The sequence below is a fragment of the Asaia platycodi JCM 25414 genome (assembly GCF_000614545.1).
In the GTDB taxonomy this organism is placed as follows: domain Bacteria; phylum Pseudomonadota; class Alphaproteobacteria; order Acetobacterales; family Acetobacteraceae; genus Asaia; species Asaia platycodi.
In genome coordinates, this window is sequence record NZ_BAKW01000021.1 from 1 (window position 1) to 26386 (window position 26386).

Below are 26386 nucleotides of genomic sequence, written 5' to 3' on the forward strand. Positions count from 1 at the left end.
CGCAAATCAGCAATTGAGCAACATGTCGCAGACAGTTACGGTCCCGCCATTATCGTTGGGCGGGAAAGGATCCTGATGCGCAAGATCGGCTATGCACGGGTCAGCACTATCGGCCAGACACTCGACATGCAAATCCAGACATTGCGGCATTTTGAATGCGATCGTATTTTCAAAGAAAAAGCGAGCGGCGCCGACTCGGAGCGCCTACAACTACGCCGCCTCATTGGTAATTTGGGTAAAGGCGATACGGTCGTCGTGACACGTATCGACCGATTAGCAAGAAGTACTTTCGATCTATTCGCTATTGTACAGGATATTACGAGAAAAAACGCACAATTTTTTTCGATTGCAGAGCCTTGGGTTGACACGAGTACCAGCACAGGGCGCCTCATGCTCGCTGTGCTGGGCGGGTTGGCTGATGTGGAGCGAGACCTCATACGCAACCGAACCGCTGAAGGTCGAGCTCGCGCTTTGAGTCGTGGCGTCAAAATGGGACGGCCGGCACGAATAACTCCCGAACAACGAAATGTTATCCGGGAAAGCCGACGGTCTGGAGAGACCCTCAAATCTATCGCACTTCGCTACGGAGTTACTGCCGGTACAATCTCACGTATCGCCAGCGGGGCAGACAGTCATCGAAGCAGAAAACTGATCCATATGCCGATATCAACCGCTCTTCTTACCGTTAAACATGAGGGTTCCGACGAGTTGGACTCGATTCTGGCCTGAAATCGACAGGAAGGAAACCAACGAAAGTCGTCAGAGACGCAAGCTCATTGCGCTTCGCCGACGGTAGAGCGCGACCCTTGGAACTCCTTTGCCAGACGATAGAGTGCCAGCGAGAGTGTCAGTGCAATGAGGGCTACACAATAACCTGCCAGATGAGGCGGTCGTCCCTCCCACAGCACGATAATGGCAAGCCCCAAGTGAGCAGCTATAGCGCCCCATAAAGAAAGCTTTTCTCCCTTGGGGGCAAGGAGCGCGACGAGAATGACGAGCCAGAAGACACCATGATATAATAACCAGGCTTGAGCCTCTCGGAGGTTGGTCGGCAAAAGTAATGCGATCGAAATTACGACAGCAATGCCGGTCATACAGCCGGAGCAGCAACCAACCGTAACCCGGGACAAAAACCACGTACCACGCGTGTCGGTCTCTACTCCCGAGGCTTTTTCCTTACGCCGACGGACCGCAATCCAGAGACGGTTGCCAGTATAAAACAGAAACGCCCCGGCAAAACCGAGCACGAGATAAGCCCAGCGTATGGGCGCACCACCGTAGCTGCCAAAATGCAGGGCGAAGAAACTGGTCAGGGCTGCGAAACTGCCCGACTGAACACCGGGCAGATAATCGCGCCAGAGCAGCCGCCCCGTATACGGGTCCATCGTCGTGAAACCGCTGCTCGGGCCACGCATGAAATGCGCCGGATCATGCCCCGCAACACGCAGCATCATGACGCCACCCGGACGCGTCGAATAATCGAGTGTATCGGGCGTAAAACCTGGTGCTTCGCGGGCAAGATGCGACACGATCCCGACCGGAGAAAGCGGCACAGCTCCCTCGGGGGGATGAGAACCACGGGGCATTCCCGCCATGGCACGGCCTCCATGTCTCCCTTGATGCGCATCGCTCTGCTCATGAGCGAGAAATTCGGCCTGTACTGTAAAAATGACATCGTGAAAGGCGAATACCACCGAGGTCAGCGCCATGACGATGTGGAACGGCAGCGAGCAGAAACCCAGAAGATTATGCAGATCGAGCCATTTGCGGCGCACGCTTCCTTCGAGCCTTACCGCAAAAAGCGCCCGCGCCAGTGCAGGTAGAAAAACCAGCGTCCCGGAAACGAGCGCCAGCGCATAACCCAGAGCGATAAAGCCCATTACGATCATCGCGGTCTCGTGAGGCAGGGGCAGTCCCATCTGTTGGTGCAGCGTATCGATCACCTGCGCCACATCAGAAGGTCTGCGCTGCGCCGTCACAAGACCGTTCTGCTCGTCGAGGGCCGCCATCATGACCGACTGCGCCCCATGACCGTGCCGCGCCGCCGTCAACGGCCAGACCATGCGGGCCGGATGATCCGCATCGGGCGCGACCACAATCGTGTAGTTTTTTCGGCTTTCGGGAAACGCCTCGAACACTTTCTGCATCAGCGCAGGCGTCCGGTCGAGCGACACGGCTGCGGGAAGGGAGACACGCGGCGTCAGCACGATTCCAGCGCAGGCTCGAACATACTGATCGCGCCGGCATAAAACGCGATAAACAGGAAAAGCCCCGCGACGACGCCCACCCAACTATGCAGTTCGCGATAGACCGTCACGATATCGGCACGCAATTTCATGACCCACCTGCCACGTCGAAGCTCGTGAGAAGCGTGTTGACCAGCCAGACAAGGCAGGCGAGCCAGCCGAAACCCAGCCAGGCCCCCAGCCCCGTGCGGAAAAGAAAACAGAGAGTAAAGCAGACCACCCAGAGCAGCGCCGCCAGCCACATCAACCATTGCGCCGACTGTGTCATCGGGTTGCCTGTGCTGCCACAGACATGCCCGATCAGCACCATGACCCCAAGAGAGAAGGCGGCTCCAGGCAGCAGCCCCGCCATAAGCTTTGCAAGCCAATGCCGGTTGTCGATGACGCGTTTCCTCATAAGAGGCGCCTTTTATGGATGATCAGCGCCGCGACCAGTGGAAACAGGCTCAAAACCATCATCAGGGAGATGACGGCCATGAAAATACCGACCAGCGGGCTCGTTGCGCCAGAAAAGGCAAGACAGCTCAGCACGCTCAGCAATGCGCCCCCCACCACACAGGGCCTGAACGGCAGTCGCCTGGACAAGATCTGCTGCTGATGCGATGCCAGATAAAACAGGACACCCGCCCCAAGCGTCAGCACCACACCCGTCAGAACGAAGAGCGGTGCATTGCTCACCAGCGATACTCCAGACGCATGGTCAGGCTGCGGCCCTGACCGTAATAGCAGGCCGACACAGCGGTGCAGGTTGCGACGAAACGCTTATTGGCGATGTTGCGCATATTGAGCGAAAAAGAGAGCCCGTCATAATGCGGACGCGCCACCCCGAAATCATAGCGCAGGAACATGTCGTAAAGCGTGTAGCCGGGAATTGAGAGCGTATTGGCCGTATCGCCATAGGAATGACCGGTATAACGCACGCCCCCGCCAAACCCGGCGCCACGCAGCGGGCCATGAAGCAGGCGCTGATCGACGAATAACGACGCCATCCATTTTGGCGCGGCATTCATGTAATTGCCGATCTGGGAGAGGGTGTTGGATTGCGTGATCTTGGCGTCGCTGCGCGTGCCGGTGAAAATGACCGCCATATCCCATGGCAGGGTCGCCCGGCCTTCGAGTTCAAGACCGCGCGCGCGCATCTCCCCCGTCCTGCACCAGGCAGGTCGTCGTGCCACACAGAACGCCGCTCGGAGCGGGCGTCGTCACATTGCGCTGCCTGATCTGATAGGCGCCGAAAGTGACGTAGATATTCTTGCCGTACTGATAACGCAGACCGGCTTCATATTGATCGCCCGTTGTCGGCTTGAACGGCTTGTTGTCGAGTGCCGTCGACGGGTCAGAAACCTGCGGCTGAAACGACGTTGCATAGCTGAAATACGGAGCCAGGCCGATTTTGGTGCGATAAACCGCGCCGGCACGCCATGTGAACTTGTCATTGTTGTTCAGGTAGTGCTTCTGAGTCAGAATATTGAGCGTGTTGTCACGCGCCCAGTCCTGACGGCCGCCTACGGTAATATAGAGATTCTGGATCTTTATCTGATCCTGAAAATAAACACCGTTCTGCTGCGATTCCGTCGCGCCATAAACCTGCGGCGCAAGCCCGGCTGAATAGCCCGTCGTGCCGCGTGCGACCGGGTCGAAAATATTCAGCATGGGCAGAACGAGCGCGGAATTCACCAGATCGCGCGAACTTTCCCAATTCGTATAAAAATAATCGGTTCCGAAAAGCAGCGTGTGATGCACGATGCCGGTCTTTGCCTTGACCTCGAGCTGCGTATCGGTCGCCACACCCTGCGACCGCCCGCGCCCCTCAACCGCACGGCGATTGACGGTGTCGTAAGGCACGCATCCCTTGATGGCTGCGGTACATTTGGTGAGCGTGTCACCCGACAAGACGGTCGAGCGATAGAGATTATCGAGATAGGTATAGCGCGTATTATTCCGCAGCGTGACAATGCGACTGAAACGATGTTCGAGAAACGACCCTGCAAGCGCCTGTGTACGGTCGAAATTATTCCAGTCCGGCTCGCCGATATTCGCATCATTGGCGATATAACGCCCCTTTGAGGCACGAGCGTGCCGGTCATGGGTAGAAACTGGAAAGTCGATCCCCCTGTGTCGCGCTGATACTGCGCCAGCAGCGTCCAGCTCGACCCCGGCGCATAAGCCAGGTCAGGCTGGGCGAGACATAATAACGCCCGCTATTGACGTCATTCACCTGCGTGCCACCATAGCGCGCCACCGCAACAATACGACCGCTCACCGTTCCGGATTTATTCAGCTTGCCCGAAACGTCGCCAGAAGCCTGTCCTTGCCAGTTGCCAAGCTGCGTGTAGCCGATGGTTTGCAGGAAAAATTCGCCATGCGATTTTTCGGTCGGACGCTTGGTTGTCAGATTGACGATGCCTCCTGGCGCCGTCTGGCCATAAAGCGCCCCTGAAGGCCCCTTGAGAACCTCGATCTGCTGCAAGGCAAAAGGGTCAAATGAGGTGCGCGTCCATTGTCCGCCCGAAGGCAGACGCAGACCATCAACGAAATTATTATTGGAAGAAAATCCGCCCGCACCGAAACCGCGCACCGAGATTTCATCTACACGGTTATCGATACCAGAGGCTCCGCCTGTACGCCCGCCATATACGACAGCGCATCGGCAATCGTCGGCGAGGCTCGCAACTCGATCTCCTCACGCGTAACGATCGAGATCGTCTGGGGCGAATCGATAATCGGCGTGCGGGTTTTTGTCGTTGCCCCGGCTTGGGAAAGCCCGGTAGCCGAAACGACAATCACCTCATCGGCCTTGTCTTTATGCGCCTTGTCGCGCTTCGCCTCGGCCTGTTTCTGCCGATCCGTTTTTTTATGCGCCGGTTTTTGTCGCAGGACCGAATCCGGCTGACTGTCTTCTGCCTGAACGGCAGTCAGAGAGGAGGCACTTGCAGCGGCAAGGGCGACGAGACCGATTATCCTGCGCATCGATTTAAAATTCACACTAAGCTGTTCAAAACCCGAGCTGGCTTCTTTTAAATGCGACTTATTGTCAATTGCATAATAGCCAGAGAGTCAGCTTTCGTCGTGAAGGTGCTACGGCAAAGCCACAGGATGCGCGCCGAATCCCGCCAAGGTGAGATGACAGGGGCCTTGCACATCCCTAGGCTCATCGCTTCACAACCCTGAAAAAAAAAGCGCCCCGGCAGAAGGAGCAGGCTGCATGAATGACAGGATCGAGACCATTCGGCGTTTCAACCGGTTTTACGTGCAGCATGTCGGCGCAATCGATGCGCATTTTCTCGGCTCGGAAGTCACTGCGACCGAGGCGCGCCTGCTCTACGAAATCGCGCAACGCGCGCCCGTACGCGCCGCAACGCTTCAGGACGTCATGCAGATTGATCGTGGGTATCTCAGCCGCATGATCGCACGTTTTGTCCGCAACGATCTCGTCCGGCGCGACCACCCGGCACAAGACCGACGCGCACGCCCCATTTCTCTCACAGATCAAGGCCGGGCCCTGCTCGATCAGCTCGAAGAGCGGGTAAACAGCGCCGTGGCCAGAAATCTCGACGCACTGCTCCCGCTAGAGCAGACCGACCTCGTGTAGTCCCTCGCGCGCGCGCGCCATCTGCTTGCACCCTCAAGCGAGGCCCGCTTCACCCTCCGTCCCGCCGGACCGGGGGAGCCCAGCCTGATCGCCTCACGGCAATCGGCGCTCTACGCCGAAAGCCATGGCTGGGGGCACAAGCTCGAATGTCTGATTGCCGAGACTGTCTCGGGGTTTCTGCGCCAGTTCAAACCGGATCGCGAGGCCTGCTGGGTGGCTGAACTCGACGGGATTATGGCTGGCGCCGTTTTTCTGACCGACGAAGGCGGCGGCACAGCGCGACTGCGCCTTCTCCATGTCGAGCCTTTTGCCCGCAGGCGCGGCGTCGGTGACGCCTTGGTGCAGAACTGCCTCTCCTTCGCACGTGAGCGCGGCTATGAGCGGGTCATTCTCTGGACCCATACCGTGCTCGAAACGGCACGCCGTCTCTACGCACGAAACGGGTTTGTCTGCGTTGCAACGGCGCCGCACGATCTTTTCGGCGTGCCGCTGCAGGGAGAAGACTGGGAATGCTGCCTCTCTCCGCAGACTGCACTCCCCCCTGAAAGGACGCAGGTTTCGGCCTGACTCAGCCAGCTTCGACCATGCGCAGAACGAGAAAGCCCGGCTTGCCCGCTAGATAGACAGCGAGCGGCGTGTCGACCACTTTCATATTGGCCTTGAGCGACGAGGCATTGCGGAAATACAGCACGCCGTTTTTCCAGATGGCCAGACCGGTATGGGTGACATCCAGCCCGTCCAGCTTCGTGTAAATACCGATCACGTCGCCTGTACGGATTTTCGCGGCTACTTCCGGTGTCAGAAATTCCGGCGACAGATGCGCGATGTCACGCGGGTGAACCGCCAGCCCCTTGATATACACACCCCCATCGGCACGGCGATTGAGGTCCTTGTGTGTCACCTGCACCTGGGGCGAGAGCGTCAAGGTGATGTCACGTGCATTTTGCGGCGTGAGCGCGACCCAGTCGGTCAGAAAATGACGTCGCTCCAGATAGGCCACGCGTCCGTCGTGATAGCGCGTCTTTTCAAGCGCGGCGGTAAAGCCCGCCTGATTTTCAGACAGGGTGAGCGCCCGCACCAGATCGACGAATGTATAGCAATCGACCCCATCGAACCGCACCACGAGTTCTTCCGGCGTATCAGGACCGCCGATAAGTGTGTTGGCGATATAGGGCGTGCCCAGAAACTGGGCCGAAACGGCATCGATCCGCTCTGAAAACCCTTTGAGCGCAGCAATTCCGCTTTCGATCTGCGCCACACGCGCCTGATCCGACGCAGAAAAGACGAGCGGCGCAGCTTGCACCGCAACAGGTGACAGACAAGCGGTAAACAGCCCGAAAATACCTCTGTAAAAATGCTGCCGCATGGATTTCTCCCTGTATCTGCCTCTGCTACGCGACACAGTCGCAGGGAATGCCCCCCGAATAAAGAGGGGACACTCTTCAACGCAAAATAGAATGTGCTGAATTCGCGCGCCTCAAAGCTCAGCTCATCCAGTTTCCACCATCGATATTATAGGTCTGCGAAACGATATAATCGGCGTCTTCAGAAGCCAGAAAAACGGCCAGTCCGCCAATTTCTTCAGGGCGTGCCATGCGCCCGAAAGGCACCGAGGCCCCGACGACGCGTTTTTTCTCACCCAGAGGCAGATTTTCATAGTGTGCGAAACGGCGATCCACATCGTCCCAATGCTCATTATCGACCACACCCGGCGCGATCGCATTGACGTTGATGCCGTATTTGATGAGGTCGAGCCCGGTGCTCTGGGTCAGCGAAATGACCGCTGCTTTCGACGCGCAATAAATACCGACCAGTGGCTCGCCGCGGCGCCCGGCCTGAGAAGCGAAATTGATAATCTTGCCGCCCTGCCCCTGGGCAATCATCTGACGGGCGACCGCCTGAAGCGTAAACAGCAGCCCTTCGACATTGACGGCGAAAACGCGGTGATAACTCTCACGCGTTATTTCGACTGTCGGCGCCAGATCAAACAGGCCTGCATTATTGACCAGAATATCGATACGCCCGTAACGCGCGATAATTGCCGACAGGGCGGCATCGATCGATTCCTGACGGGTCACATCCAGTTTTACACCGAGATGGTCTTCGCCCAGCGCGGCGGCCGCGCTGACAGCGCCAGCCTCGTTCAGGTCCCCGATCACGACTTTCGCGCCTTCCTGCGCGTAGCGTTCGGCGAGGGCACGGCCAATGCCGCGAGCGGCACCGGTGATAAGGGCAACACGATCCTGCAACGTCTTGTTGGTGCTCATGTCTTTATTCCTGTTGCTGTGCCTGTCACAGCGTCTCGTAACGATCCAGGACATCCCGGACCGACTGGATCAGTAAGTGCTCGGGCTCGGCGGAAAGAGCGCCGGCTTTCACACGATCGAAAAACCGCGGCAGATACTGGCTGATCATGGTCTCGGGCAGCGCGCGCGCACCCAGTGATCGCATCAATCCCTGCACGGCTTTTTCTGCCTCAGGCACTGGCCAGTAATAACGAATGCGATCGCTATAGCTGAAATGACGCAAGATACGCTGGCCTCTGGCATCGCATGATAATGGCTCTGCCAGTTCGCAGGTTCCGCCAGCATCACCCGCTCCATCGTCTCGACAAGCGAGGGTGCCTGCGGCTCCCGAAACCCGTTGATGGCATCGAGCCCGTAAAGCGCTTCGCGCAGCGCGAAGCTCAGCTCCGGCCCGACCTTGAGAATACAGAAGCCGTCGCGCTTGAGCTGTGCCAGAGACGCACCCGGCTGATAATCTGTGGAATGCGCCTCGAAAACGAGCCCGGGTAAATCTGAAAGGCTTGCCACCAGCGCCCGGGCTGCCTCGGGCTGATAGACCGCCACGTCCTCGTGCCCGAACTCCACGCCCGGTTGCACCACGATACCGATCACACGGCTCCATGCCTCGGGCAGCGCGTTACGAAACGCTGCCTCATGCACACGATAAGTCGCCCGCACCGCATCGGGCGTCGTCGGCACAACATGATCGAGCGCCTCGGTGGCACCGCCCGGCGTCGGAATTTCGGTACCAATGACATAGACCGGCTGGCCCGGCGCAACCAACTCGGCTCTTTTGGCCAGCATCACCGCGCGCTCGGCGACGACTGCATCGGGCAGATGCTCGGCCTCGCCCTTGCACCCCATACTGGCATCGAGATGCAGCTTGGTGAATCCCGCCCCGGCATAGGCCGCAATCATGTCAGCGGCCTTTTGCAGCGCCTCTTCAGGCGGCAGGCTTTCCAGGGATTGGGACCGAGATGGTCGCCACCCAGAATAATCCCTTCCCGCGCAAACCCGACACGATCGGCGATGCCGAAAACGTACTCCCTGAAATTGGCGGGGGTCATGCCGGTATAGCCGCCCTCCTGATTCACCTGATTACAGGTCGCCTCGATCAGGGCAGGCTGGTTGCGCGACGCCGCGTGCAAAAGCGCTGCCTCGATAACGACGGGATGGGCCGAGCAGACGGAAATCAGAGCCTGGCCCTGTCCCTTATCGTAACTCGTCCGCAGCATAGTCAGAGGGGAAGCTCTCATGATGCAGCTCCATTCACCTTTTGCGCAGCAATCAGCTGATCGAGTTCGGCGAAGCTCGATGTCCCTTCCATCGGCCCGAACACCGACACGGCGCGGGCGCCAGAGGCACAGGCATAACGCAGGGAGTCCTCACGTGTCTTGCCCGACAGGCGACAGGTCACGTAAGTGGCGCCAAAGCAGTCGCCAGCCCCTGTCGGGTCGATTTCCTGAGCGGTGAAGGCGACGTTATGCACGGTCTTGTCGGCACAGAAACAGGTTGCGCCTTCATTCCCCTGCTTCAGCACGATTTCGGAAACTCCCATATCGAGGATCTCTCGAATGGCCTCTTCCTGCGTCGTGCCATTACAGAACAGGAGCAGTTCCGGCCCACTGGGCAGAAAAATATCGCATTCCTGCAGCATCAGTTCGAGAGCCGCCTTCATATCCGGAATATCGAGCATTTCCTTGCGAATATTCGGGTCGAATGAAATCGTACCGCCTTGCGCCTTGACCTGATGCACGGCGGTCGTCACCGCATCGATAATCGGGAAAGAGAAAAGCGACGACCCCATGACGTGGAAATGCGTCGCACGTTTCAGCAAAGCGCGTGCCGCCTCATGGAGACCTATCTGCGAGCAGGCCGATTGCCTGATATTATAGACAAAATCCCGGCTTCCATCCGGACGGTAGCGCACGAAAGCACTACCGGTGGCATAGGAGTCAGCCCTCAGAATAGCTGAAATATCGACACCGTCATGTTTGAGACGCTCGACATTCAGCGTGCCGAAATCGTCATGACCGACAGCCGAGATGACACCGCAATCGACCCCAAGCTTTGCCGCCTGATCGATAAAGATAGCGGGTGCCCCCGAGGGATAAGGGCCTTTCAAGGCCATAGGCTCAAGAAAGCCAATGCCCTGTGTTTCGGCCATGATCTCAACCACGATTTCGCCGATCGTGACGATGCAACGTGGCGCTTCGGGATCAAGATCCATCAGAAAACTGGATGCCATGGTCAGATATCCATCCGGAAAGGAGAAAAAATTCGAAAATTCGGGTGCCGCATTTTCAGTCCGACGAAGAGCCGCTCTCAGCGAAAACACTCCAGTCCTGACTCAACACCGCCCCATCGGGTGGGCTGCCGCCATGAAGCACCGACATGGTATTGCGCCACTCGAACAGATGCGGATCTTCATCGACCCTGTCGAGGCGATCAGTCAGCAGAAATACCTGCTTCGCCCGATAGATGGCGGCATCGAGACAATTGCCGGTCTGGTCGAGGCATGAGAAGCCGGTCTTGCCGACCTGCGAGACCGAAATTATCGCAAGGTCGAGGTCATAAAAAGAAAGAGCGTGATTGGCCGCAGGCTGATCAACGGATAGCCGAGCCGGTCATATTCACCACCAAGTAGTGAAACTGAAGCATCGCTGCAGCGGCTCGCCAGATGATAGGTCTCGAAACTATTGACGACGAAACGCAAATTCTCGGCTGTCGCATGGACCGGCACAAAAGACGCGGCTTGTGAGTTGTCGAGAAACACGCACTGCCCCGGTTGCAGCCTGAAAGCTACCGCTCTCGCCAGTGCACGCGCTTCAAACAGGGTCGGGCTCTCATTGAGAGGAGCATCCACCGCGTAATCATGCGCCGCCCGGGCGCCACCATTGGTCCGGATGACGAGATTCTGACTTTGCAGATAGGCCAGATCGGATCTTATGGTAACCATCGACACATCGAACTGGTCGGCCAAAGCCTCAGTTCGGACGAACTGGGTCCGCCTCACAGCATCGACAATGCCGAGGCGTCGTTTCAGTGTCGCACTATTGACCCCCATCGACATACCGGACGATCTTTCAAAACGAAAATTCAGTTTTTGTTTTGTAAGATATTCTTAGCTTCGTGTCAGGTAGGCTCTCGCGTCATCACACCCTTGTGTTTCTTTGCCAGCGCGACCTTCGAACAGGCAATACCGAGCCTCCAGACAGGCGCTCAAGGACGGCGGTTTATCAAAGGGGCTCTGGCGACAGGTTCTGCGGGATAATCCCGATCAGCGATCAGTTTTCTACTCTCGACCACTACCAGGGACGACGCTGTGCCTCATGGGTTGGCAGCGGCAAAGAATGTATGAATTCAGCTTTCGCCCGAGCAGCCCGGCCAGAGAGGATGCATCCGAATCTCTCAAAACGTCAGTCCGGTTACAGCTTGCAGAGCCCCCTGAGAGCTGCGTGTTGAAGCAGGACCACCGTCTTTGCATCCGCAATACGCCCATCAGCGATCATGGCCATGGCTTCGGGAAAGGGTAGTTCCAGCACGGCGATTTCCTCGCTTCGTGCAGTAGCCCTCCTCCAGGTCCGGTACGCATCGCCCCGGTATACGCTCCGACGAAAAGATGCAGCCGTTCGGTCACCGCGCCAGGACTGGTGTAGAGGGCCGCAATTTCCTCGACGTGATCAAGGTTTATCCCGGTTTCCTCCTCTGCCTCTCGGCGTATGGCTTCAGCTGGCGCCTCGCCATCAAGCATGCCGGCACAGACCTCGATCAAATCGCCCTCGTTATCACGCAGAAAAACGGGAAAGCGCATTTGTCTGGTCAGGATGACCGTGTTCTGGTCCGTGTTGTAAAGCAGGATTGCCGCGCCGTCGCCGCGATCGTAAACCTCGCGTTTCAGATGCTGATGCGCGCCATCTTTACGCATATAATCGACGCTGTAGCGCGACAGCGTACCCCAATTTTTCGACAGGATCTCCCGCCCTTCTATCGTGGTGCGTCCGGCGCGCGCCAGCTTGTCTGCCTCGTTCATGATCTCTCCTGCCTGAAAGGGACGCGTGAGCCTGGCAAGGATACGCCTCCCGTCATGCTGCGTCTGTCCTTCGCGCGTCGAGTCTGGCATCACATTCGAAACAGCCCCTTGCCAAAGCCGATCAAGGCAGTGGAAATCGCCCGCTATGCGCAAACTCGACCCGTTTCTCCTCAGCCTGATCGCTGCCATCGTCCTCGCGACGTTTCTGCCTTGTAGTGGGCTGGGCGCCACGCTGCTGACACATCTGACGACGCTTTGCATCGCCATCATGTTCTTTCTGCAAGGGGCGCGGCTCGAACCTAAAGCCGTGCTGCAAAGCGTGCGCGACTGGCGTTTGCAGGGGAGCGTGCTCGCATGCACCTTCCTGATGTTTCCGGTTCTGGGCATCGTTCTGCATGCATTGATGCCTGGCCTGCTCAAGCCCGATATGTGGCGCGGCGTGCTGTTTCTGTGCTGCCTGCCCTCGACGGTGCAAAGCTCCATCGCCCTGACCTCAATCGCTCGTGGCAATGTGCCCGCTTCGATCTGTGCGGCGACCCTTTCCAATCTGGCAGGCATCGTCGCCACGCCCATTCTGGTCGCGCTCATCGTCCAGCGGGGGAATGTATGGTCCGGCCATGCGATCATCGATATCGCCACCCAGCTTCTGCTGCCTTTCGGTCTGGGTCAGCTTCTACACAGGCGTCTGGGTGACTGGGCGCGGCGCAACAAGAAGCTGCTTTCGCTCAGCGATCGCGGGTCGATTATTCTCGTGGTTTATACGGCGTTCAGCCATGCGGTGGTCGAGGGCATCTGGCATCGCGTTTCGGTGCCCGACCTGCTGATCACTGCACTTTTCGATACGGTGCTTCTGGCGCTCGTGCTGTTCCTGTCTCGCGGGATCGGACGTTTTGCCGGGTTCAGTGAAGCGAGTAGCATCTCGCTCATGTTCTGCGGGTCGAAAAAATCTCTCGCGACCGGCGTGCCGATGGCCAATATCCTGTTCCCAGCTGCTGCAGTCGGCACGATCGTGCTGCCACTCATGATGTATCACCAGATCCAGCTTTTCATCTGCACGCTGCTCGCAAGACGCTTCGCCGCACGCCATCAAACGGACGGAGAAAGCTGAAAAACCTTTCCTTACCGCTCTTTCATGGGAAACGCCTGAGAGGTGAGTTGTTAAGCCTCTGACCGGGGCGCCTTGAGATATCACGCAAAAGTGATATTCTGGCACCCCACCCGCCAAGCGTCAGGAGAGCCAGTGATCAAGCAAGACTATGTACACTCCATGTCGAGACTTCTCGCATGGTTCGACTGGCTGCCGCCTTCACTCGCCTCCACCCTGCTCCTCTGTGCCGCCGCCCTGTTCGCGCTGCTTTTCAGCCGCCTGATCACGGAGGCGCTTCCCCGCCTGCCGGGGCTGCGACGCATCGCCTTCATCCATGAGACGATCGCCCGGCTGCAGAACCATGTGCGCCTGCTGCTCATGATCGTGGCGGCGAGCGCCGCACTTCCCGCCACGACGGGTTTTACGCCCCAGACCACCCAGTTTCTGGCGCATTTCTTTGTCTTCGCTTCCATCATCACGATCGGCTTTGGCCTGATCAAGGCGTTCCGGTTCGGCACGGATAAATATCTCGACCGCATCGCCAATCGTGCTGAAGTCGATGACATCACTGTCCGTTCGCACCAGACCCAGATCCGTATCCTGCGCCGTCTGATCGAGATCACCTGCGGTGTCATCACCGTCGGTGCGGCGCTGATGGTATTCGAGTCCGTAAGGCAGTATGGCGTCTCGCTCTTTGCGTCCGCAGGCGCTGCCTCTCTTGTGGTCGGTCTTTCAGCGCGGCCGGCCTTGTCGAACCTGATTGCCGGCATCCAGATCGCCATCACCCAGCCGATACGCATGGAAGACATGCTGATTCTGAATGGTGACTGGGCCTATGTGGAAGAAATCAACGCCACCTATGTCGTGCTGCGCACCTGGGATCGCCGGCGCTATATCGTGCCGATCGCTTATTTCCTGGAAAACCCCTTCCAGAACTGGACGCATAGCTCGCCCTCGCTCATCGGCTCGGTGTTTCTCTGGCTCGATTACCAGACGCCCATGGATGAGGTCCGTCGTCTTTTCCACGAAGAACTCCAGGCCTGCGAAAACTGGGATCACGACATGGGGTCGGTCGGCTGTCAGGTGGCAGACAGCAATGCCCAGGTGATTTCCATTCGTCTGATCGCTGGCGCCAGCGACGCCAATGGCATGTGGAATCTCTGCTGCGATCTGCGCGAGCGTATGCTCAAACGCCTGCGTGAAGAACTGCCGCAATCCCTGCCGCGTGGACGCACCGCTATCGTACCCGGCGCCGCCGATGAACCCGCCTGGCCTGACTCTCTCGTTTCACCCCCCGTCAATCGCCCGATGAGTGGCGGCCAGTATAACGGGCCGAATATCCGTCCCAATCGCTAGGCCCGGCATGGCCATGACGGCGCAATGCGGCGCCAGACGGTCAGGCTTCTCACGCTGAAACGGCAGGGCAAAGCCGTTTCTGATGGTTTTTAATCAATTTCACACGCAACAGCACGAGGCTGAGGCTCTAGACGAAAAGGCGACCGGACCGGACAGAACACCTGTCGGGCCGGACTCGCCTCTGTCGAAGGGAATTGCCCGGTGAAACTGGTTCTGGACCCCTATATGCAACGCCACCTCTCCTTGCCGGAGATCGCCAGAACGGTCTCTGGCTATGGTTTCGATGGCATCGAACTCTCACCGCGTGCCGATTTTCTGGACTGGTGGGTCATGCCGCGCGCCACGTCACAACGTATCCGCGATTTCAAGATCGCCCTGCGCGATAATGGCACCGAGCTTTCCACCCTCCAGCCCATGTATCGCTGGTCGAGCCCGATCGAGGAAGAGCGGCAAATCGCCATCCGCTATTGGAAACGCGCCATCGAAATCGCGTCCGAGATGGAATGCCCCCTGATGGTGTCCGAATTCGGGCGCGGCACCTCACCCGAACGGTCAGCGGGCCTGCCGCCCGGTGTCGCAACGCCCGAAACCTGCGAGGCAGCTTTTTGGCGCTCAATGGACGATCTGGTGCCCGTGCTCGAACGCGCAGGCATCACCCTCTCTCTGGAGCCGCATCCCGAAGACTGGGTCGAGACCTTTCATCCGGCCATCGACATCATCCGCAATATCGGCTCCGATGCGGTGAAGATGTCCTATATCGTGCCGCATACCTTCTTCTACGGCGAAGACATGGCCACAATGCTGCGCGAAGCTGCGGATATTCTCGCACATATCCGCGTGGCCGACACATTCGATCACCGCAAATCCTCCGAACTGCGCTACATCGTCAACCCGCCAGGCTCACGCGTGAGGGTGCATCAGCATCTCGATATCGGTCAGGGCGAGATCGACTGGACGGCGTTTTTCGATACGCTGGCCGAGATCCGCTTCGATGGCGTTCTCTCCTCCTGCGTCTTCGCCTGGGAAGAGCGCGCCGAGGAATCGTCGCGTTTCATGCTCGAGACGATGCGTCGAGAGCTGGGCAAGCGACGCATGATCTGACCCGGGAGAGCTTCGTTCGACCGAGGCTCAGATATCTTTCGGCAGGCGCTGGACACGAGAGCGGAGCAATTGCTCCTCAAAGTCCAGCTCCTTCTGCAATTCCCATTCGGTCTGGTCGTTGATGCCACGCTCGACGAACAGATCATGCAAGGTCTGGCGCTGCGCCCGCAGCACGAGCAACCGCGTGGCCAGTTCGAGCCTCTCACGGCGCAGTGCAAGCTGGCGGTTCATCAGCGTGGAATGATGCGTTTCATCGATCTGGCTCAGGCGACTTTCATAACTCTGTTCCAGACGATCGATCACGTCATCTTTCAGTGCCTTATCCTGCGTACTGGCTTCAGCCGGCACTGGCGTTTCAGGCGCCCTGAAGCGTTCATCGTGCAGCAGGGAAATTGCGGTGCGCAACAGCCGCTGACGCGCGATGACCTCTTCGGCGGCATGACGATCCATACCGGGATCGGGCAGGAAGCGGATGCAGAGCGGCATCAGCACGCCGGCGCCGACAAGCGAGATCACGATCACACCGGCGGCAACCGTGATCAGCAGATCACGCGAGGGAAATGCCCCCAATTCGCTTCCTACGGCTGGCAGGGACAAAACAGCAGCAAGCGTGACAGCCCCTCGCACACCGGCGAAAGTCAGCAGTAGCGAACCCAGAAATCCGGGCCAGGCAAAAGGCTTGTGCGTCCAGCGCGCAACACACCATCGGCGCAGGATCGACAGCCAGATCCCGACAAACCGCAGCATGGTCATGATGAGATAGACGGCACCGACCAGCGCGACGAGTTGCAGCAGAGAGACCTGACGCTCATGCGCCATGGCCACACCGCCCTGCACCAGCGCAGGAAGCTGCAACCCCAGCAGAAGAAAAATCAGGGCGTTGAAGATATAATTGACCATGCCCCAGACCGTCGTGGCCTGAAGGCGCGTGGCCGTATTCGTCTCCTCGATCATACCCATCATCTTGATGACCATGCAGGCTGCGACAGAGGCCAGAATACCCGAGCAATGCACCGCCTCGGCCACGATATAGGTCACGAAAGGCAGCAGGATCATGAGCGTGATCTGCAAGGGCGGATCATCGAAACCGCGACGCAGCAGGACGCGGTTGAGACGCGCCGAGACATAGGCAATGAGCGCCCCGATCGCCATGCCGCCGAAAGCGACCAGCAGAAACGCGTCGAACGCCTGTCGATACGAGAACTCACCCGTCAGTGCTGCCGCTGTGGCAAAGCGAAAGCACACCAGCCCCGACGCGTCGTTGAAAAGCGCCTCGCCCGAGAGCACATGGATCATTCGCTCGGGCACGTGCCGGCCGGCCATGAGGCTGGACACCGCAACCGTATCTGTCGGCGAAAGCGCGGCAGCGAGCGCGAAGCAGCAGGGCAGATCGAGTGTGGGAATCAGCCAGTGAATGGCATATCCGCAAAAAATGGTACTGAACACGACTAGCCCGAAAGCCAGAAAGAAAATCGTGCCTCGCAGTTCGTGGAATTCGCGCAGCGGCATACGAAAGGCATCGGCAAAAAGCAGCGGCGGCAGAAAGACCAGCATGAACAGATCAGGACGCAGCCCGATCCTGACCCCGAGCAGCGCAACGCAGATACCCAGCACGATCTGCAGCAGCGGCAGGGGAATCCGGTTTTTCAGCAAGCGGGTCAACAGGCTGCTTGCTGCGGCCAGAACGAGAAGAAAGAGAATGTGATCTGCAGGGATCATGGCAGCGGGGCCAGCGCATGGCACGACATGACAGTAAAGACACCCTCCATTTCCTGCTCGGCGCACACTGCTCCAAAATGCGCTAGAAGAAAGAAATGAGCTCCTTTCGCTTTCTGCACGCGGCCGATCTCCATCTTGATAGCCCACTCAAGGGGCTGGAGCGGCATGACGATTTGTCCATCGACCGCATCCGATCGGCATCGCGCCGTGCGCTCGACAATATGGTCGATGCCGCCATCGATCATGACGTCGCCTTCGTGGTGATTGCAGGCGACCTCTATGACGGCGACTGGAAGACGATCAGCACCGGGCGCTACATGGCTATCGCTCTTGGGCGCCTCATCGCCCATGGCATCAGGGTTTTTCTGCTCCAGGGCAATCACGACGCCGCCTCGGTCCTGACACGCGACCTGCCCCTGCAGGCCGGTATCGACCGTTTTCCGTCCCCTAAACCGGGCAGCTTTCTCATCGACGATCTGGCGTGGCCCTGCATGGGCAGAGCTTTGCCAACAGGCACATGCCCCATGACATGACCCCGGCCTATCCGGCGCCCGTGCCCGGCTATTTCAATATCGGCGTTCTGCACACCTCGCTTTCGGGCCACGGGCAACACGAAACCTACGCGCCCTGCACTCCCGAGACGTTGAGGCCAAGGATTACGATTACTGGGCGCTGGGCCATGTACATGAGCGCATGATCCTGACCGATGGAACGCCGATCGTCTTTCCCGGTGTGCTTCAGGGCCGTCATATCCGCGAAACCGGAGAGAAAGGCGTCGTGCTCGTCTCCGTGACCGATCATCGCATCGGCTCCATCACGCCCATCGCCTGCGATGTGGTGCGCTGGCATGTGGCGCCGTTCGACTGCACCGGGCTGGAGAGCATGCCTGCCTTCGAAGATCGACTGGGCGCGCTTCTGCGCGATATTTCCCGCCACCATGACGGGCATCTCTGCGTTATGAGGCTGACAGTAACGGGCGCGACCCCGCTTCACGACGCACTCAGACGCCAAGGCCCCGCCTTGCGCGAAATCGTGCAGCATCTGGCCGCCATGAGCGGTGGCGAGATCGAACTCGAAAAACTCGTTCTCGACACCAGCCCCCCCGCGGCACAGAATCGCGCGATGCCGGATGAGGAAGAGAGCTTTGCCCTTTCGGGTCTCGTGCATGACGCCGCTAGCGACGAAACCCTGCTGAAATCCCTCGGCGAAGAACTCGACTCCTGCCTCAAGACACTCAATCTCGGCGACATTGCCCCTGATTCCCTTCTCGACCGCATCAACCGGCGCGACTGGGCCTCTATCCTGCCCGAGCTGAACGAAACCCTATGCGACAGGCTTTCAGGCAAGGGAGACGCTCTATGAGGATCGCCTCTCTCGATCTCATACGCTATGGCGGCTTCGCTGACCGTCATTACGATTTCGTCGCGCAGCCCGCCGATCTTCAGGTGCTTCACGGCGCCAATGAGGCTGGCAAATCGACCACGCTTGCCGCCATAGGCGATCTTTTTTTCGGCTTTCCCAATCTCAAGGCGCAGGATTGGCGCTTCGACGCGGCTCAGCTTCGCGTCGGCGCCAGCCTTGAACAGAGCGATACGCGGCTCGATGTCGTGCGTAAGCGGGGCCGCACACAAACGCTGCTTGCCCCTGACGACACCACGCCACTTGATGAAAACACGCTGCTCCGCTGGCTCGGCGGCGTCGATCGTGCCGCTTTCGAGCGCATGTGGAGCCTCGACCATCAGCGTCTGCGCGCCGGTGGCGACGCCATGGCACGCTTTGAGGGCGATCTCGGCCAGCAGCTTCTGGCCGCAGGTTTCGGGCTCGAAAACGTGCAGAACGTCCTCGATGCGCTCGACGCACAGGCCAACGCACTGTGGAAGAAAGGCGGACGCGGCACTCGACTTGGCGAGCTGAAAAAAGAATTCGATGCGGCGCGTGGCCAGCTGAGTGCCGCCGAGGGCGCGCGCACGCGCTGGACAGCGCTGAACAACGAAGCCAGCGCCTTGATGCCGATCGCCTCGGCCTTGAGCAGCGTATCACGACCCTGCGTCAGGAACGCAGCAGGCTGGAACGCCTCAGGCGTCTGAGATCGACGCTAACCCGACTGGATGCGCTCAGCGACACACTGAATGCCAACCCCGCCCCACTCTTCACCCCGCAGGAGCATGAAACTTGCGAGGGGCTGCTGCGGAGCTGGACCGAAGCGCTGCAAAGACGGGCCGATCTTCAACATGCCTATGATGGACTGGTCGAAACCCGCGCAGGCTGCCAGCCCGATCTCGTTCTGCTGTCGCGGGAAAAAGAAGTACGTGACTTCAGGGGCCGTTTCGAGACGCTCGGCCCCAACCGTACCGACCGCGAGGAAGAAGCCAGCCTGTCGCGGCTTGAAGCCGCATTGCTGGCAGAGGGGTACACCGGCACTGCGGAGGAAATTCTCTGCCACCTGCCGGAAGAGGCGCTCCTCGCAAAATTGCGCCCACTGGCGAAAGCGCATGACGCCCTGATCCTGCGTGAAGCCGAGTGGCGCCGAAATCATGACGCCGCGCAAGAGAGACTGGCCCGCGCCAAAGCAACACGCGCGCAGTCACGGCCTCCGATCTGCGCCCCTTGCAGATTGCCCTGCAACAGGCCGAGTCTCTGGGAGACATCGACAGCGCCGTGACCGCGCTCGAACGCGCTTGTCGCGAGACTGGTGCACGGCTGACCCAGTTCCTGCGCGATCTGCTGCCATGGGATGGTGCCCCGGAAGCTCTGGAGAGGATGGCCCTCCCCGAACCCGTCTTTCTGGATAATCAGCGCGAGGAGTGGCGCGAAAGGCAGAAAGCCATTGCCACAGTCAAAGACGCCCTGCAGGCCGTCAGTGACACCCGGGAACGCCTTCTGCTCGACAAGGCCCAGCTCGAACAGCGCGATATCGTCTCACATACCGCGCTCAGCCAGGAGCGCACCCGGCGCGACACCCTTTTCGACACACTGATGATGTCCTAACGATGCGGGAAAGCGAGGGGATTATCTGGCGTCACGGCTCCTGACCGATCAACTCGCCGATCGCCGCTTCGAAGACGCGGAGGAATCGGCAAAGCTGACCCAGATCGAACAGGCACTCGAACGCTGCATTCTGGAGCGGACCCAGGCAGAATCGCGGCGCGACGCCCTGATTCAGGCTGAGGAGGAAGCCGGTCGCGCCTGGCAGAGTGAAGTGGAGAAACGGGGCCTGCCCGTCTTGCCGCCAGACCGTCTGACCGGCTGGCTGGATCTCAGGCAAAAGGCACTCGACGCGCAGGCGCGTCATCAGGCCGCGCAATCCGATCATGATACGGCCCGCGCCCGGCGCGATTTCATGCTTGCGACATTGCGCCAGCTTCTGCCGGCTCTCGCGCAAACCGGCACACTCGCCGACATCATGATCGACGCCAGAATGCAGCTGCGTGACCGCGAGAAGGAGGCTCAACGCCTCGCCGAGCGCGAAACGGAGTGCGATCTGGCCCGGCGCGAGGCTCTGTCAGAGCAGCGCAGGGGTGAGGCGCTTGTTGCCGAGCGACAGGCGCTGCTTGCGCGCTGGACCGAGACACTCCCCGGCATAGCACCATGGTCGTCGGAGAAAGTCGAAAGCCTCGAAGACGCGCGCAGAAAGGCCAGCACGCTGCTGATCCGGCGTACAGCCTGACAGCACGAAAAGCCGACAGCGCCGCCCTCGAAGAGGCTTTCCGCCATTTCATGGTGAGTCTCGGTCGGGGGGAGGCCCTCGCTCTGGCAACACCTGGCGCAGCATGGCCTCACTGCACGAGGCCCTGCTGAAAGCACATCTCGACAAGGCGCAGGCCGATCGTCAGGATGCCCGGATCACGGAGCAGGCCGAGGCCTGCACACTTGCCGACACGAAGCTGGAGACGCTGCGCGCCACGTTCACACCATTTCTGCAACGGCTAGGCGCCTCCGAAATCGATGCCATACGTCCGGTCCTTGATGAAGCAGCGCGTCATTATCGCGATCAGGAAGAGAAGACGCGGCTTGAAACTCAGATCACCGAACATTCGGACGGGCTGGATCTGGCCCAATTGCAGGCACAGGCCAGAGAGACCGACCCCGCCCTGATAGAAACCCGCCTCGGCGCCGTTGAGAGCGAACAGACCGAGCTGGAGCGGCAGCGCGATGCAGCCTTCTCGCGCGGTGGCGAAATCAGGCGTCGCTGCGTGAGATCGAAAAGGACGAGGCCGCTCTCAATGCGGCTTTCGACATCGAATCCTGCCGGGCCAAAATGGCGCGCGCTGCCGAAGAATGGGCATCAGCACGTATCCAGACGTTGATCCTCACCCATGTCGCTAGGCGCCAGAGGCTCGAAAACACCAACCCGCTTCTGAAAGCGGCAGAAGCGATTTTCACGTCGCTGACATGCGGGCGGTATCAAAAGCTCCTCATCGCAGAAGACGGCAGGACGCCAGAACTCGCAGGCATGATGCAGAACGAGAGAATGGTGCGTCCCTCGGCGATGAGCGAAGGCACACGCGATCAACTTTACCTGAGCCTGCGTCTGGCAGCCCTCGAACAGGCTCGGGCGCGTGGCGTGACCCTGCCTTTCATCGCCGATGATCTGTTCATCACCTTCGACGAAAACCGCGCCGAAGCAGGGTTTGCGACACTGGCAGCTATGGCGCGGCATCAGCAGATCCTGTTTCTGACTCATCATGCCCATCTCGCCACCATGGCCGCTGCATTTGGTGCGACGCGCCATGCCGTGTAATTTTGCGATCATGAATTATGGGACGATCTTCATCACGGGCGCCGCCTCGGGCATCGGCCGCGCTCTGGCCGTAGCTCTTGCCGCACCGGGCCGCCAGCTCCATCTCGCCGACTGCCAGCGGAATGGCCTCGACGACACGGGCACAGCCTGTCAGGAAAAAGGCGCCGAGACACATCTCACCTGCCTCGACGTAACCGATCAGGAGGCCACGACGAAGTGGTGTGCCCAGCGTCGGATCGATCGGTCGACCTGCTTCTGGTCTGTGCGGGCGTCACAGGCGGGGTCGCCGCCCAGGAAGGTGACGGAGCCGCGTTCGAAAGCATCGAGCAGGTCCGCCGCATGATGGCCGTCAATCTTGACGGGGCCCTCAATGCGATTCTGCCATGATGGCGCGTATGCGTGCCCAGCCCCTGCGCAAAACTGGCCGACTTGCCCGCCAGCGAGGCAGATCTGCGCCATAGCCTCGGTCGCGGGCCTGGTCTCCTATCCCGGCACGCCATCCTATTCTGCCTCGAAAGCGGCGCTCGACCGCTTTTTGGTGGCAAGCGGCGCCTATAGCCGGCGGGCCGGGATCCATCTCTCCAGCGTCTGTTGCAGCTTTGTCGATACGCCCATGGTCGCGCAAAACCGCTTCCCCATGCCCGGCCTTTCAAGCGTCGAACGTGCGGTCGCTCAGATCCTGCGTGGTCTGGTACGACGCAAAAGGCGCATCATCTTTCCTGCCTGGCTGGTTCTGGGCTCGCGCTTCATGGATGTGCTACCCGTGCGTCTGGCCGAGGCCTATTATACGCACCAACCCACCGGACGCCCCGGCTCGATGGCGCCTCTCGACCACTAGTCATACCGGCCATACGAAAAGAATAAGACAGAGACGCCTCGGGCTACGTATTCAGGCAAAAACTTTGCTATGGAGACGAAATGAATTTCTGCCGTCTCTTCATCATGCGTCCCGTGGCGACGATTCTGCTCGCCCTTTCGCTGTTTGCCGCCGGCGCCATCTGCTATCCGCTGATGCCTGTCGCAAGCCTGCCCGATATCGGGTCTTCGACGATCAATGTCGAAGTCGAGCAGCCGGGCGCCAGTCCCGAACAGATGGTCAGTTCGGTCACGACGCCGCTGGAGCGCTATCTCGGTCAGATTGCCGGGGTAAAGCTGATCGAGTCAGACAGTGAAAACAGCTTCGCCTATATCCGCATCGATTTTGTCGAATCCCGCAATATCGACGGCGCCCTGCGCGATGTTCAGGCCGCGCTGAGAGCGGCACGCGCCGATCTGCCCCAGGGCACGCTCGACCGCGACCCCTATGCCTACAAGGATGATCCGACCTCACAGCCGGTCTATCTGCTCTCCCTGACCTCCGATGTCATGACGCTGCCCAAGCTGTTCGACCTCGCCCAGATCAGAGTCAAGCCGCTTCTGGCGCAGATCAAGGGCGTGGGCCGCGTTCAGGCGGTGGGCTCGGCAGCACCAGCTGTGCGCGTGGATGTAAACCCCTATGCGCTTTACAAATGGGGCATCGGTTTTGAAGACGTGCGACAGGCCCTCGCTTCGGCCAACGCCAACACACCTAAGGCTTTCTCGATTCTGGCGGCCAGCGACTCATGCTGGAGACGAACGATCAGGCCGAGGATGCCGCGCAATACCGCGATCTGATCATCGGCTATCGCAACAACATCAACCCGATCAAACTGTCTTCGGTCGCCGAGGTGAAGGACAGCGTTCAGGATCTGTATCAGGCGGGTTATTTCAACAACAAACCCGCCATTACCCTGATCGTGCGCGGTCAGCCCAAGGCGAACACGGTCAGGATCGTCGATGCCGTGAAAGCGCGTATGGGCACGCTACGAGCGGTCCTGCCACCGGGTGTCGAAATGGGCACGGCTATCGACCTTTCATCGAGCATACGCGCCTCTCTGGACGATACGCAGCTGACCCTGGGCATCTCGATCATTCTGGTGATCGGGGTCATTCTCGTTTTCCTGCGCCGCCTGCGCTCGACGATCATCCTGCCGTGACCGTACCGATTGCGCTCGTCGGGACGCTGGCCGTCATGAAATGGGAGCATTTCACCCTCGATATCATGTCGCTCATGGCCCTCACCATTTCGGTGGGCTTCGTGGTCGATGACGCCATCGTCGTGCTTGAAAATATCGCCCGCCATATGGAAGCGGGGATGGACCGCATGAGCGCGAGCCTGAAAGGCTCCTCGGAAATCGGCTTTACCGTGCTGTCGATCACCGCCTCGCTGATTGCCGTGTTTATCCCCCTACTCTTTATCCCGGGTCAGGTCGGCGCAATATTCTACGAATTCTCGATGACCATCGTCTCGGCGCTGCTCATTTCACTGGCTTTGTCGCTCACTCTCACCCCCATGATGTGCGCCTACTGGCTGGACGTGGAGCATGAGGAGCCAACCGGACCTGGGCTGCGTGACCGCACCCTGCGCCTGATCGATTTCGTGCTCGATGGCATCATCGCGCTTTATGCGCGCACGCTGCGGGTGGCGCTGCGGTTTCACGTTCTGACAGCGCTCACTCTGCCCCTCAGCTTTATCGTCCTTGTCGCCTCTATCGTGCTGATGCCCAAGACGGGCGTACCGGCGCAGGATATCTCTCTCGTCGGCGGATCGATCAGCGGCGATGACACGATGTCGTTTTCCGAAATCACCAAGCGCATCCATTATGTCGGCGAGGTCATGAAAGCCGACCCGGATGTGCTGTCTGTCACCAGCTGGAACAACAGCAGTAGCGACGGCCAGCTTTTTGCCCGGCTTTCAGACAAGCGCACCCGCACGCGTACAGACATCCAGATTGTGGACAGCATACGCAAGAAGCTGGGTGACATGCCCGGCCTGCGCACCTCGTTCTTTTCGGCAGGCGACCCCAATGGCGGCGGCGGTCAGCATCGCAACGGCGCCTATCGCTACGTGCTGCGCGATCAGGACCCGGTGGAGCTGAAGCTCTGGGTGCAGCGCCTTGCCACCAGGCTGCGCAAGAACAAGATGATGACCACCGTCACCACCAATGTCGAAGGTCACGGCGCCTCGGTGCATGTGAAACTGCGCCGCGATACGGAGGCCCGCTATCTGGTCACGCCACAGCTCGTCGGCAATGTGCTCTACGATGCTTACGGCCAGACCGTTGCCTCGCGCATCCATACCGACATCACCACTCATTCGGTGGTGATGGAAGTGGCCCGCGCCTATCGGGAATCACCGGAACAATTGCGCAGCGCCTGGGTCTCGACTGCCTCGGGCACGCCTTCGGGCGCCGTACGCTCCAACCAGATACGCGTGAAGACCACAGGCAGCAGCTCCGCCTCGACAGCCACGCAGCTCAGCGAGGCATCTTTGCGCAATGCCATAGCCAACCAGATTACCGGCAACAACTCCAACGGTTCCGCAGTCGCCTCTTCCGTCGAGACCATGATCCCGCTTATCAATGTGGCCGATCTGGTGATGGAACCCACACCGATGGAAATCGACCATCAGCAGGGCATGACCTCGACCGCCATCAGCTTCGATCTGACCGATGGCAAGACCTATGAGGACGCGCGCAAGCTGATCGAAAGCACGATGAAGGATATGGGCGCCCCGCCCGGCCTGACGGGCGAATTTTCCGGTCTGGCGGGTGAGACCAAGGACATGCTGGTCAATGAGTTGCTGGCCTTTGTTGCGGCGCTCTTTGCCATGTATATCGTTCTGGGCGTGCTTTACGAGAGCATGATCCACCCTTTCACTATTCTCTCCACCCTGCCTTCAGCCGGTATCGGGGCCATTCTCGGGCTCTGGGTCGGAGGCGAATCCTTCAGTCTCATTGCCATGATCGGCATGATCCTGCTCACCGGCATCGTGAAAAAGAACGCGATTCTGATGATCGATTTCGCGCTCTATGCCGAAAAGGAGCTGGGCCATACGCCTCGCGAAGCCATTTACGAAGCCTGCCTGACGCGGTTTCGCCCCATTCTCATGACCACCCTTGCCGCTGCTCTCGGCGCTGTGCCGCTGATGGTCGGTCACGGTTACGGGTCAGAGATGCGCCGGCCGCTCGGCATCGCCATTGTGGGCGGCATGCTCATCAGCCAGCTGCTCACGCTTTATACCACCCCGGTCGTCTATCTCTACATGGATGCAATAGGGCGTTTCGGCACGCGGTTGTGGCACCGTTTCGTGCCCAGACGCCCCGCTCCACGCCCGCTCGCAGCCCCGCTCCCCTCTGAAAGCTGAA

The 26386-nt window shown here is 59.4% G+C and carries 32 protein-coding genes and 3 pseudogenes; 20 read left to right on the plus strand and 15 right to left on the minus strand.

Annotation, left to right across the window (positions count from 1 at the left end; all coding sequences use genetic code 11):
• Window positions 1-75 precede the first annotated feature (75 nt).
• Complete coding sequence (locus JCM25414_RS13670) at window positions 76-729, plus strand: recombinase family protein (RefSeq protein ID WP_051535908.1); 654 nt, start codon at window positions 76-78, stop codon at window positions 727-729.
• A gap of 44 nt (window positions 730-773) precedes the next feature.
• Here the strand turns inward: JCM25414_RS13670 and JCM25414_RS20535 are convergent, their stop codons facing one another.
• The 7 genes and pseudogenes from JCM25414_RS20535 to JCM25414_RS25355 all read right to left on the minus strand — a co-directional run bounded on the left by JCM25414_RS20535 (window position 774) and on the right by JCM25414_RS25355 (window position 5216).
• Complete coding sequence (locus JCM25414_RS20535) at window positions 774-2207, minus strand: PepSY-associated TM helix domain-containing protein (RefSeq protein ID WP_051535898.1); 1434 nt, start codon at window positions 2205-2207, stop codon at window positions 774-776.
• Complete coding sequence (locus JCM25414_RS26145; protein WP_159101778.1) at window positions 2201-2338, minus strand: PepSY domain-containing protein; 138 nt, start codon at window positions 2336-2338, stop codon at window positions 2201-2203. The genes JCM25414_RS20535 and JCM25414_RS26145 overlap by 7 nt, the downstream gene beginning before the upstream one ends.
• Entirely contained in the window at window positions 2335-2643 is a 309-nt protein-coding gene (locus tag JCM25414_RS23440; protein WP_025841997.1) for a hypothetical protein, read from the minus strand. Before JCM25414_RS23440 ends, JCM25414_RS26145 begins: the two co-directional genes overlap by 4 nt.
• Window positions 2640-2924, minus strand: coding sequence for a hypothetical protein (locus tag JCM25414_RS13685; protein WP_025841998.1), 285 nt, complete (start codon window positions 2922-2924; stop codon window positions 2640-2642). Before JCM25414_RS13685 ends, JCM25414_RS23440 begins: the two co-directional genes overlap by 4 nt.
• Window positions 2921-4394 (minus strand): annotated as a pseudogene (locus JCM25414_RS26785) (TonB-dependent siderophore receptor). Before JCM25414_RS26785 ends, JCM25414_RS13685 begins: the two are co-directional and overlap by 4 nt.
• Window positions 4330-4824, minus strand: a complete 495-nt coding sequence (locus JCM25414_RS25350) for a TonB-dependent receptor plug domain-containing protein (protein WP_025842001.1) — start codon at window positions 4822-4824, stop codon at window positions 4330-4332. Before JCM25414_RS25350 ends, JCM25414_RS26785 begins: the two are co-directional and overlap by 65 nt.
• An 11-nt stretch (window positions 4825-4835) precedes the next feature.
• The gene (locus JCM25414_RS25355; protein WP_242403589.1) at window positions 4836-5216 is read right to left on the minus strand and encodes a TonB-dependent receptor plug domain-containing protein; all 381 of its coding nucleotides are present in this window, start codon (window positions 5214-5216) and stop codon (window positions 4836-4838) included.
• Window positions 5217-5451: 235 nt separating this feature from the next.
• Here JCM25414_RS25355 and JCM25414_RS25360 point away from each other — a divergent pair, with 235 nt between their 5' ends.
• Window positions 5452-5838 (plus strand): MarR family winged helix-turn-helix transcriptional regulator, encoded by a 387-nt coding sequence (locus tag JCM25414_RS25360; RefSeq protein ID WP_242403590.1) that lies wholly within the window; start codon window positions 5452-5454, stop codon window positions 5836-5838.
• Between the two features lie 177 nt (window positions 5839-6015).
• Complete coding sequence (locus JCM25414_RS25365; protein WP_277911342.1) at window positions 6016-6405, plus strand: GNAT family N-acetyltransferase; 390 nt, start codon at window positions 6016-6018, stop codon at window positions 6403-6405.
• A 1-nt stretch (window position 6406) separates the two neighbouring features.
• Here JCM25414_RS25365 and JCM25414_RS13715 read toward each other — a convergent pair whose 3' ends face one another.
• From JCM25414_RS13715 to JCM25414_RS13730, 4 genes and pseudogenes are all read right to left on the minus strand, one after another.
• Complete coding sequence (locus tag JCM25414_RS13715; RefSeq protein ID WP_025842003.1) at window positions 6407-7204, minus strand: N-acetylmuramoyl-L-alanine amidase-like domain-containing protein; 798 nt, start codon at window positions 7202-7204, stop codon at window positions 6407-6409.
• A gap of 118 nt (window positions 7205-7322) precedes the next feature.
• On the minus strand, window positions 7323-8105 hold the full coding sequence (locus JCM25414_RS13720) for an L-iditol 2-dehydrogenase (protein WP_035443530.1): 783 nt from the start codon (window positions 8103-8105) through the stop codon (window positions 7323-7325).
• Window positions 8106-8130: 25 nt separating this feature from the next.
• Window positions 8131-9379: pseudogene (locus tag JCM25414_RS26790) on the minus strand (class II D-tagatose-bisphosphate aldolase non-catalytic subunit).
• Window positions 9376-10371 (minus strand): tagatose kinase, encoded by a 996-nt coding sequence (locus tag JCM25414_RS13730; protein WP_242403595.1) that lies wholly within the window; start codon window positions 10369-10371, stop codon window positions 9376-9378. Before JCM25414_RS13730 ends, JCM25414_RS26790 begins: the two are co-directional and overlap by 4 nt.
• A 133-nt stretch (window positions 10372-10504) precedes the next feature.
• Between JCM25414_RS13730 and JCM25414_RS23445 the strand changes: the two genes are divergently transcribed.
• Window positions 10505-10645, plus strand: a complete 141-nt coding sequence (locus tag JCM25414_RS23445) for a hypothetical protein (protein WP_159101779.1) — start codon at window positions 10505-10507, stop codon at window positions 10643-10645.
• A 32-nt stretch (window positions 10646-10677) separates the two neighbouring features.
• Here JCM25414_RS23445 and JCM25414_RS13740 read toward each other — a convergent pair whose 3' ends face one another.
• Both JCM25414_RS13740 and JCM25414_RS20555 read right to left on the minus strand, forming a co-directional pair.
• Window positions 10678-11196, minus strand: coding sequence for a DeoR family transcriptional regulator (locus JCM25414_RS13740; RefSeq protein WP_025842006.1), 519 nt, complete (start codon window positions 11194-11196; stop codon window positions 10678-10680).
• A 435-nt stretch (window positions 11197-11631) separates the two neighbouring features.
• Window positions 11632-12246, minus strand: coding sequence for an NUDIX domain-containing protein (locus JCM25414_RS20555; protein WP_242403596.1), 615 nt, complete (start codon window positions 12244-12246; stop codon window positions 11632-11634).
• 55 nt (window positions 12247-12301) lie between these two features.
• On the opposite strand from JCM25414_RS20555, the gene JCM25414_RS13750 reads away from it, so the two are divergent.
• The 3 genes from JCM25414_RS13750 to JCM25414_RS13760 all read left to right on the plus strand — a co-directional run bounded on the left by JCM25414_RS13750 (window position 12302) and on the right by JCM25414_RS13760 (window position 15700).
• Window positions 12302-13264 carry a bile acid:sodium symporter family protein gene (locus tag JCM25414_RS13750; RefSeq protein WP_025842007.1) on the plus strand — a complete coding sequence of 321 codons (963 nt, stop codon included), beginning with the start codon at window positions 12302-12304 and terminating at the stop codon, window positions 13262-13264.
• A gap of 159 nt (window positions 13265-13423) precedes the next feature.
• A complete protein-coding gene (locus JCM25414_RS13755) occupies window positions 13424-14599 on the plus strand; it encodes a mechanosensitive ion channel family protein (RefSeq protein WP_148301100.1) in 1176 nt (391 codons plus the stop codon).
• A 201-nt stretch (window positions 14600-14800) separates the two neighbouring features.
• Window positions 14801-15700 carry a sugar phosphate isomerase/epimerase family protein gene (locus tag JCM25414_RS13760; protein WP_025842009.1) on the plus strand — a complete coding sequence of 300 codons (900 nt, stop codon included), beginning with the start codon at window positions 14801-14803 and terminating at the stop codon, window positions 15698-15700.
• A gap of 27 nt (window positions 15701-15727) precedes the next feature.
• Here the strand turns inward: JCM25414_RS13760 and JCM25414_RS13765 are convergent, their stop codons facing one another.
• Complete coding sequence (locus tag JCM25414_RS13765; protein ID WP_025842010.1) at window positions 15728-17419, minus strand: Na+/H+ antiporter; 1692 nt, start codon at window positions 17417-17419, stop codon at window positions 15728-15730.
• A 95-nt stretch (window positions 17420-17514) separates the two neighbouring features.
• Here JCM25414_RS13765 and JCM25414_RS21950 point away from each other — a divergent pair, with 95 nt between their 5' ends.
• From JCM25414_RS21950 to JCM25414_RS13775, 4 genes are read left to right on the plus strand one after another with little or no spacing between them, the layout of a single operon-like run.
• Window positions 17515-17952 (plus strand): metallophosphoesterase family protein, encoded by a 438-nt coding sequence (locus JCM25414_RS21950; protein WP_051535899.1) that lies wholly within the window; start codon window positions 17515-17517, stop codon window positions 17950-17952.
• Window positions 17937-18116 (plus strand): metallophosphoesterase family protein, encoded by a 180-nt coding sequence (locus tag JCM25414_RS23105; RefSeq protein WP_148301101.1) that lies wholly within the window; start codon window positions 17937-17939, stop codon window positions 18114-18116. Before JCM25414_RS21950 ends, JCM25414_RS23105 begins: the two co-directional genes overlap by 16 nt.
• Window positions 18113-18781: a hypothetical protein gene (locus JCM25414_RS21955; RefSeq protein WP_051535900.1), complete on the plus strand. Its 669-nt coding sequence runs from the start codon at window positions 18113-18115 to the stop codon at window positions 18779-18781. Before JCM25414_RS23105 ends, JCM25414_RS21955 begins: the two co-directional genes overlap by 4 nt.
• Window positions 18778-19506 (plus strand): ATP-binding protein, encoded by a 729-nt coding sequence (locus JCM25414_RS13775; RefSeq protein ID WP_025842011.1) that lies wholly within the window; start codon window positions 18778-18780, stop codon window positions 19504-19506. Before JCM25414_RS21955 ends, JCM25414_RS13775 begins: the two co-directional genes overlap by 4 nt.
• 8 nt (window positions 19507-19514) lie before the next feature.
• Here JCM25414_RS13775 and JCM25414_RS21960 read toward each other — a convergent pair whose 3' ends face one another.
• Window positions 19515-19955: a hypothetical protein gene (locus tag JCM25414_RS21960; RefSeq protein ID WP_051535901.1), complete on the minus strand. Its 441-nt coding sequence runs from the start codon at window positions 19953-19955 to the stop codon at window positions 19515-19517.
• 71 nt (window positions 19956-20026) lie between these two features.
• Between JCM25414_RS21960 and JCM25414_RS13785 the strand changes: the two genes are divergently transcribed.
• The 9 genes and pseudogenes from JCM25414_RS13785 to JCM25414_RS26800 all read left to right on the plus strand — a co-directional run bounded on the left by JCM25414_RS13785 (window position 20027) and on the right by JCM25414_RS26800 (window position 26385).
• A complete protein-coding gene (locus tag JCM25414_RS13785) occupies window positions 20027-20407 on the plus strand; it encodes a hypothetical protein (RefSeq protein WP_051535902.1) in 381 nt (126 codons plus the stop codon).
• A gap of 211 nt (window positions 20408-20618) precedes the next feature.
• Entirely contained in the window at window positions 20619-21086 is a 468-nt protein-coding gene (locus JCM25414_RS13795) for a hypothetical protein (RefSeq protein WP_148301102.1), read from the plus strand.
• 103 nt (window positions 21087-21189) lie between these two features.
• Complete coding sequence (locus JCM25414_RS13800; protein WP_025842016.1) at window positions 21190-21726, plus strand: hypothetical protein; 537 nt, start codon at window positions 21190-21192, stop codon at window positions 21724-21726.
• The gene (locus JCM25414_RS13805) at window positions 21723-22160 is read left to right on the plus strand and encodes an ATP-binding protein (RefSeq protein WP_025842017.1); all 438 of its coding nucleotides are present in this window, start codon (window positions 21723-21725) and stop codon (window positions 22158-22160) included. Before JCM25414_RS13800 ends, JCM25414_RS13805 begins: the two co-directional genes overlap by 4 nt.
• A complete protein-coding gene (locus tag JCM25414_RS25385) occupies window positions 22150-22503 on the plus strand; it encodes an SDR family NAD(P)-dependent oxidoreductase (RefSeq protein WP_242403597.1) in 354 nt (117 codons plus the stop codon). Before JCM25414_RS13805 ends, JCM25414_RS25385 begins: the two co-directional genes overlap by 11 nt.
• Before the next feature lie 27 nt (window positions 22504-22530).
• Window positions 22531-22998 carry an SDR family NAD(P)-dependent oxidoreductase gene (locus JCM25414_RS25390; protein WP_242403598.1) on the plus strand — a complete coding sequence of 156 codons (468 nt, stop codon included), beginning with the start codon at window positions 22531-22533 and terminating at the stop codon, window positions 22996-22998.
• Window positions 22999-23078: 80 nt separating this feature from the next.
• A complete protein-coding gene (locus JCM25414_RS26155; RefSeq protein ID WP_148301104.1) occupies window positions 23079-23813 on the plus strand; it encodes an efflux RND transporter permease subunit in 735 nt (244 codons plus the stop codon).
• A pseudogene (locus JCM25414_RS26795) lies at window positions 23762-25344 on the plus strand (efflux RND transporter permease subunit); the annotation flags it as partial. The gene JCM25414_RS26155 and the pseudogene JCM25414_RS26795, both read left to right, overlap by 52 nt.
• A 273-nt stretch (window positions 25345-25617) precedes the next feature.
• Window positions 25618-26385 (plus strand): efflux RND transporter permease subunit, encoded by a 768-nt coding sequence (locus JCM25414_RS26800; protein ID WP_369346091.1) that lies wholly within the window; start codon window positions 25618-25620, stop codon window positions 26383-26385.
• The last annotated feature ends 1 nt before the right edge of the window (window position 26386 follow it).

What these genes read in the sequence shown, in the direction of transcription:
- JCM25414_RS25385 (WP_242403597.1), top strand. Translation starts at nt 22,150, where the DNA reads ATGCCGTGTAATTTTGCGATCATGAATTATGGGACGATCTTCATCACG.
- JCM25414_RS13755 (WP_148301100.1), top strand. Translation starts at nt 13,424, where the DNA reads ATGTCGAGACTTCTCGCATGGTTCGACTGGCTGCCGCCTTCACTCGCC.
- JCM25414_RS21955 (WP_051535900.1), top strand. Translation starts at nt 18,113, where the DNA reads ATGATCCTGACCGATGGAACGCCGATCGTCTTTCCCGGTGTGCTTCAG.
- JCM25414_RS23445 (WP_159101779.1), top strand. Translation starts at nt 10,505, where the DNA reads ATGAAGCACCGACATGGTATTGCGCCACTCGAACAGATGCGGATCTTC.
- JCM25414_RS13740 (WP_025842006.1), bottom strand. Translation starts at nt 11,196, where the DNA reads ATGTCGATGGGGGTCAATAGTGCGACACTGAAACGACGCCTCGGCATT.
- JCM25414_RS21960 (WP_051535901.1), bottom strand. Translation starts at nt 19,955, where the DNA reads ATGATTTCGGCGCCACTCGGCTTCACGCAGGATCAGGGCGTCATGCGC.
- JCM25414_RS20555 (WP_242403596.1), bottom strand. Translation starts at nt 12,246, where the DNA reads ATGCCAGACTCGACGCGCGAAGGACAGACGCAGCATGACGGGAGGCGT.
- JCM25414_RS13800 (WP_025842016.1), top strand. Translation starts at nt 21,190, where the DNA reads ATGGCCTCACTGCACGAGGCCCTGCTGAAAGCACATCTCGACAAGGCG.
- JCM25414_RS13775 (WP_025842011.1), top strand. Translation starts at nt 18,778, where the DNA reads ATGAGGATCGCCTCTCTCGATCTCATACGCTATGGCGGCTTCGCTGAC.
- JCM25414_RS25360 (WP_242403590.1), top strand. Translation starts at nt 5,452, where the DNA reads ATGAATGACAGGATCGAGACCATTCGGCGTTTCAACCGGTTTTACGTG.
- JCM25414_RS13750 (WP_025842007.1), top strand. Translation starts at nt 12,302, where the DNA reads ATGCGCAAACTCGACCCGTTTCTCCTCAGCCTGATCGCTGCCATCGTC.
- JCM25414_RS26155 (WP_148301104.1), top strand. Translation starts at nt 23,079, where the DNA reads ATGAATTTCTGCCGTCTCTTCATCATGCGTCCCGTGGCGACGATTCTG.
- JCM25414_RS26145 (WP_159101778.1), bottom strand. Translation starts at nt 2,338, where the DNA reads ATGAAATTGCGTGCCGATATCGTGACGGTCTATCGCGAACTGCATAGT.
- JCM25414_RS25355 (WP_242403589.1), bottom strand. Translation starts at nt 5,216, where the DNA reads ATGCGCAGGATAATCGGTCTCGTCGCCCTTGCCGCTGCAAGTGCCTCC.
- JCM25414_RS13670 (WP_051535908.1), top strand. Translation starts at nt 76, where the DNA reads ATGCGCAAGATCGGCTATGCACGGGTCAGCACTATCGGCCAGACACTC.
- JCM25414_RS13715 (WP_025842003.1), bottom strand. Translation starts at nt 7,204, where the DNA reads ATGCGGCAGCATTTTTACAGAGGTATTTTCGGGCTGTTTACCGCTTGT.
- JCM25414_RS26800 (WP_369346091.1), top strand. Translation starts at nt 25,618, where the DNA reads ATGGAACCCACACCGATGGAAATCGACCATCAGCAGGGCATGACCTCG.
- JCM25414_RS13730 (WP_242403595.1), bottom strand. Translation starts at nt 10,371, where the DNA reads ATGGCATCCAGTTTTCTGATGGATCTTGATCCCGAAGCGCCACGTTGC.
- JCM25414_RS25390 (WP_242403598.1), top strand. Translation starts at nt 22,531, where the DNA reads ATGCGATTCTGCCATGATGGCGCGTATGCGTGCCCAGCCCCTGCGCAA.
- JCM25414_RS23440 (WP_025841997.1), bottom strand. Translation starts at nt 2,643, where the DNA reads ATGAGGAAACGCGTCATCGACAACCGGCATTGGCTTGCAAAGCTTATG.
- JCM25414_RS13765 (WP_025842010.1), bottom strand. Translation starts at nt 17,419, where the DNA reads ATGATCCCTGCAGATCACATTCTCTTTCTTCTCGTTCTGGCCGCAGCA.
- JCM25414_RS13720 (WP_035443530.1), bottom strand. Translation starts at nt 8,105, where the DNA reads ATGAGCACCAACAAGACGTTGCAGGATCGTGTTGCCCTTATCACCGGT.
- JCM25414_RS23105 (WP_148301101.1), top strand. Translation starts at nt 17,937, where the DNA reads ATGCCCCATGACATGACCCCGGCCTATCCGGCGCCCGTGCCCGGCTAT.
- JCM25414_RS21950 (WP_051535899.1), top strand. Translation starts at nt 17,515, where the DNA reads ATGAGCTCCTTTCGCTTTCTGCACGCGGCCGATCTCCATCTTGATAGC.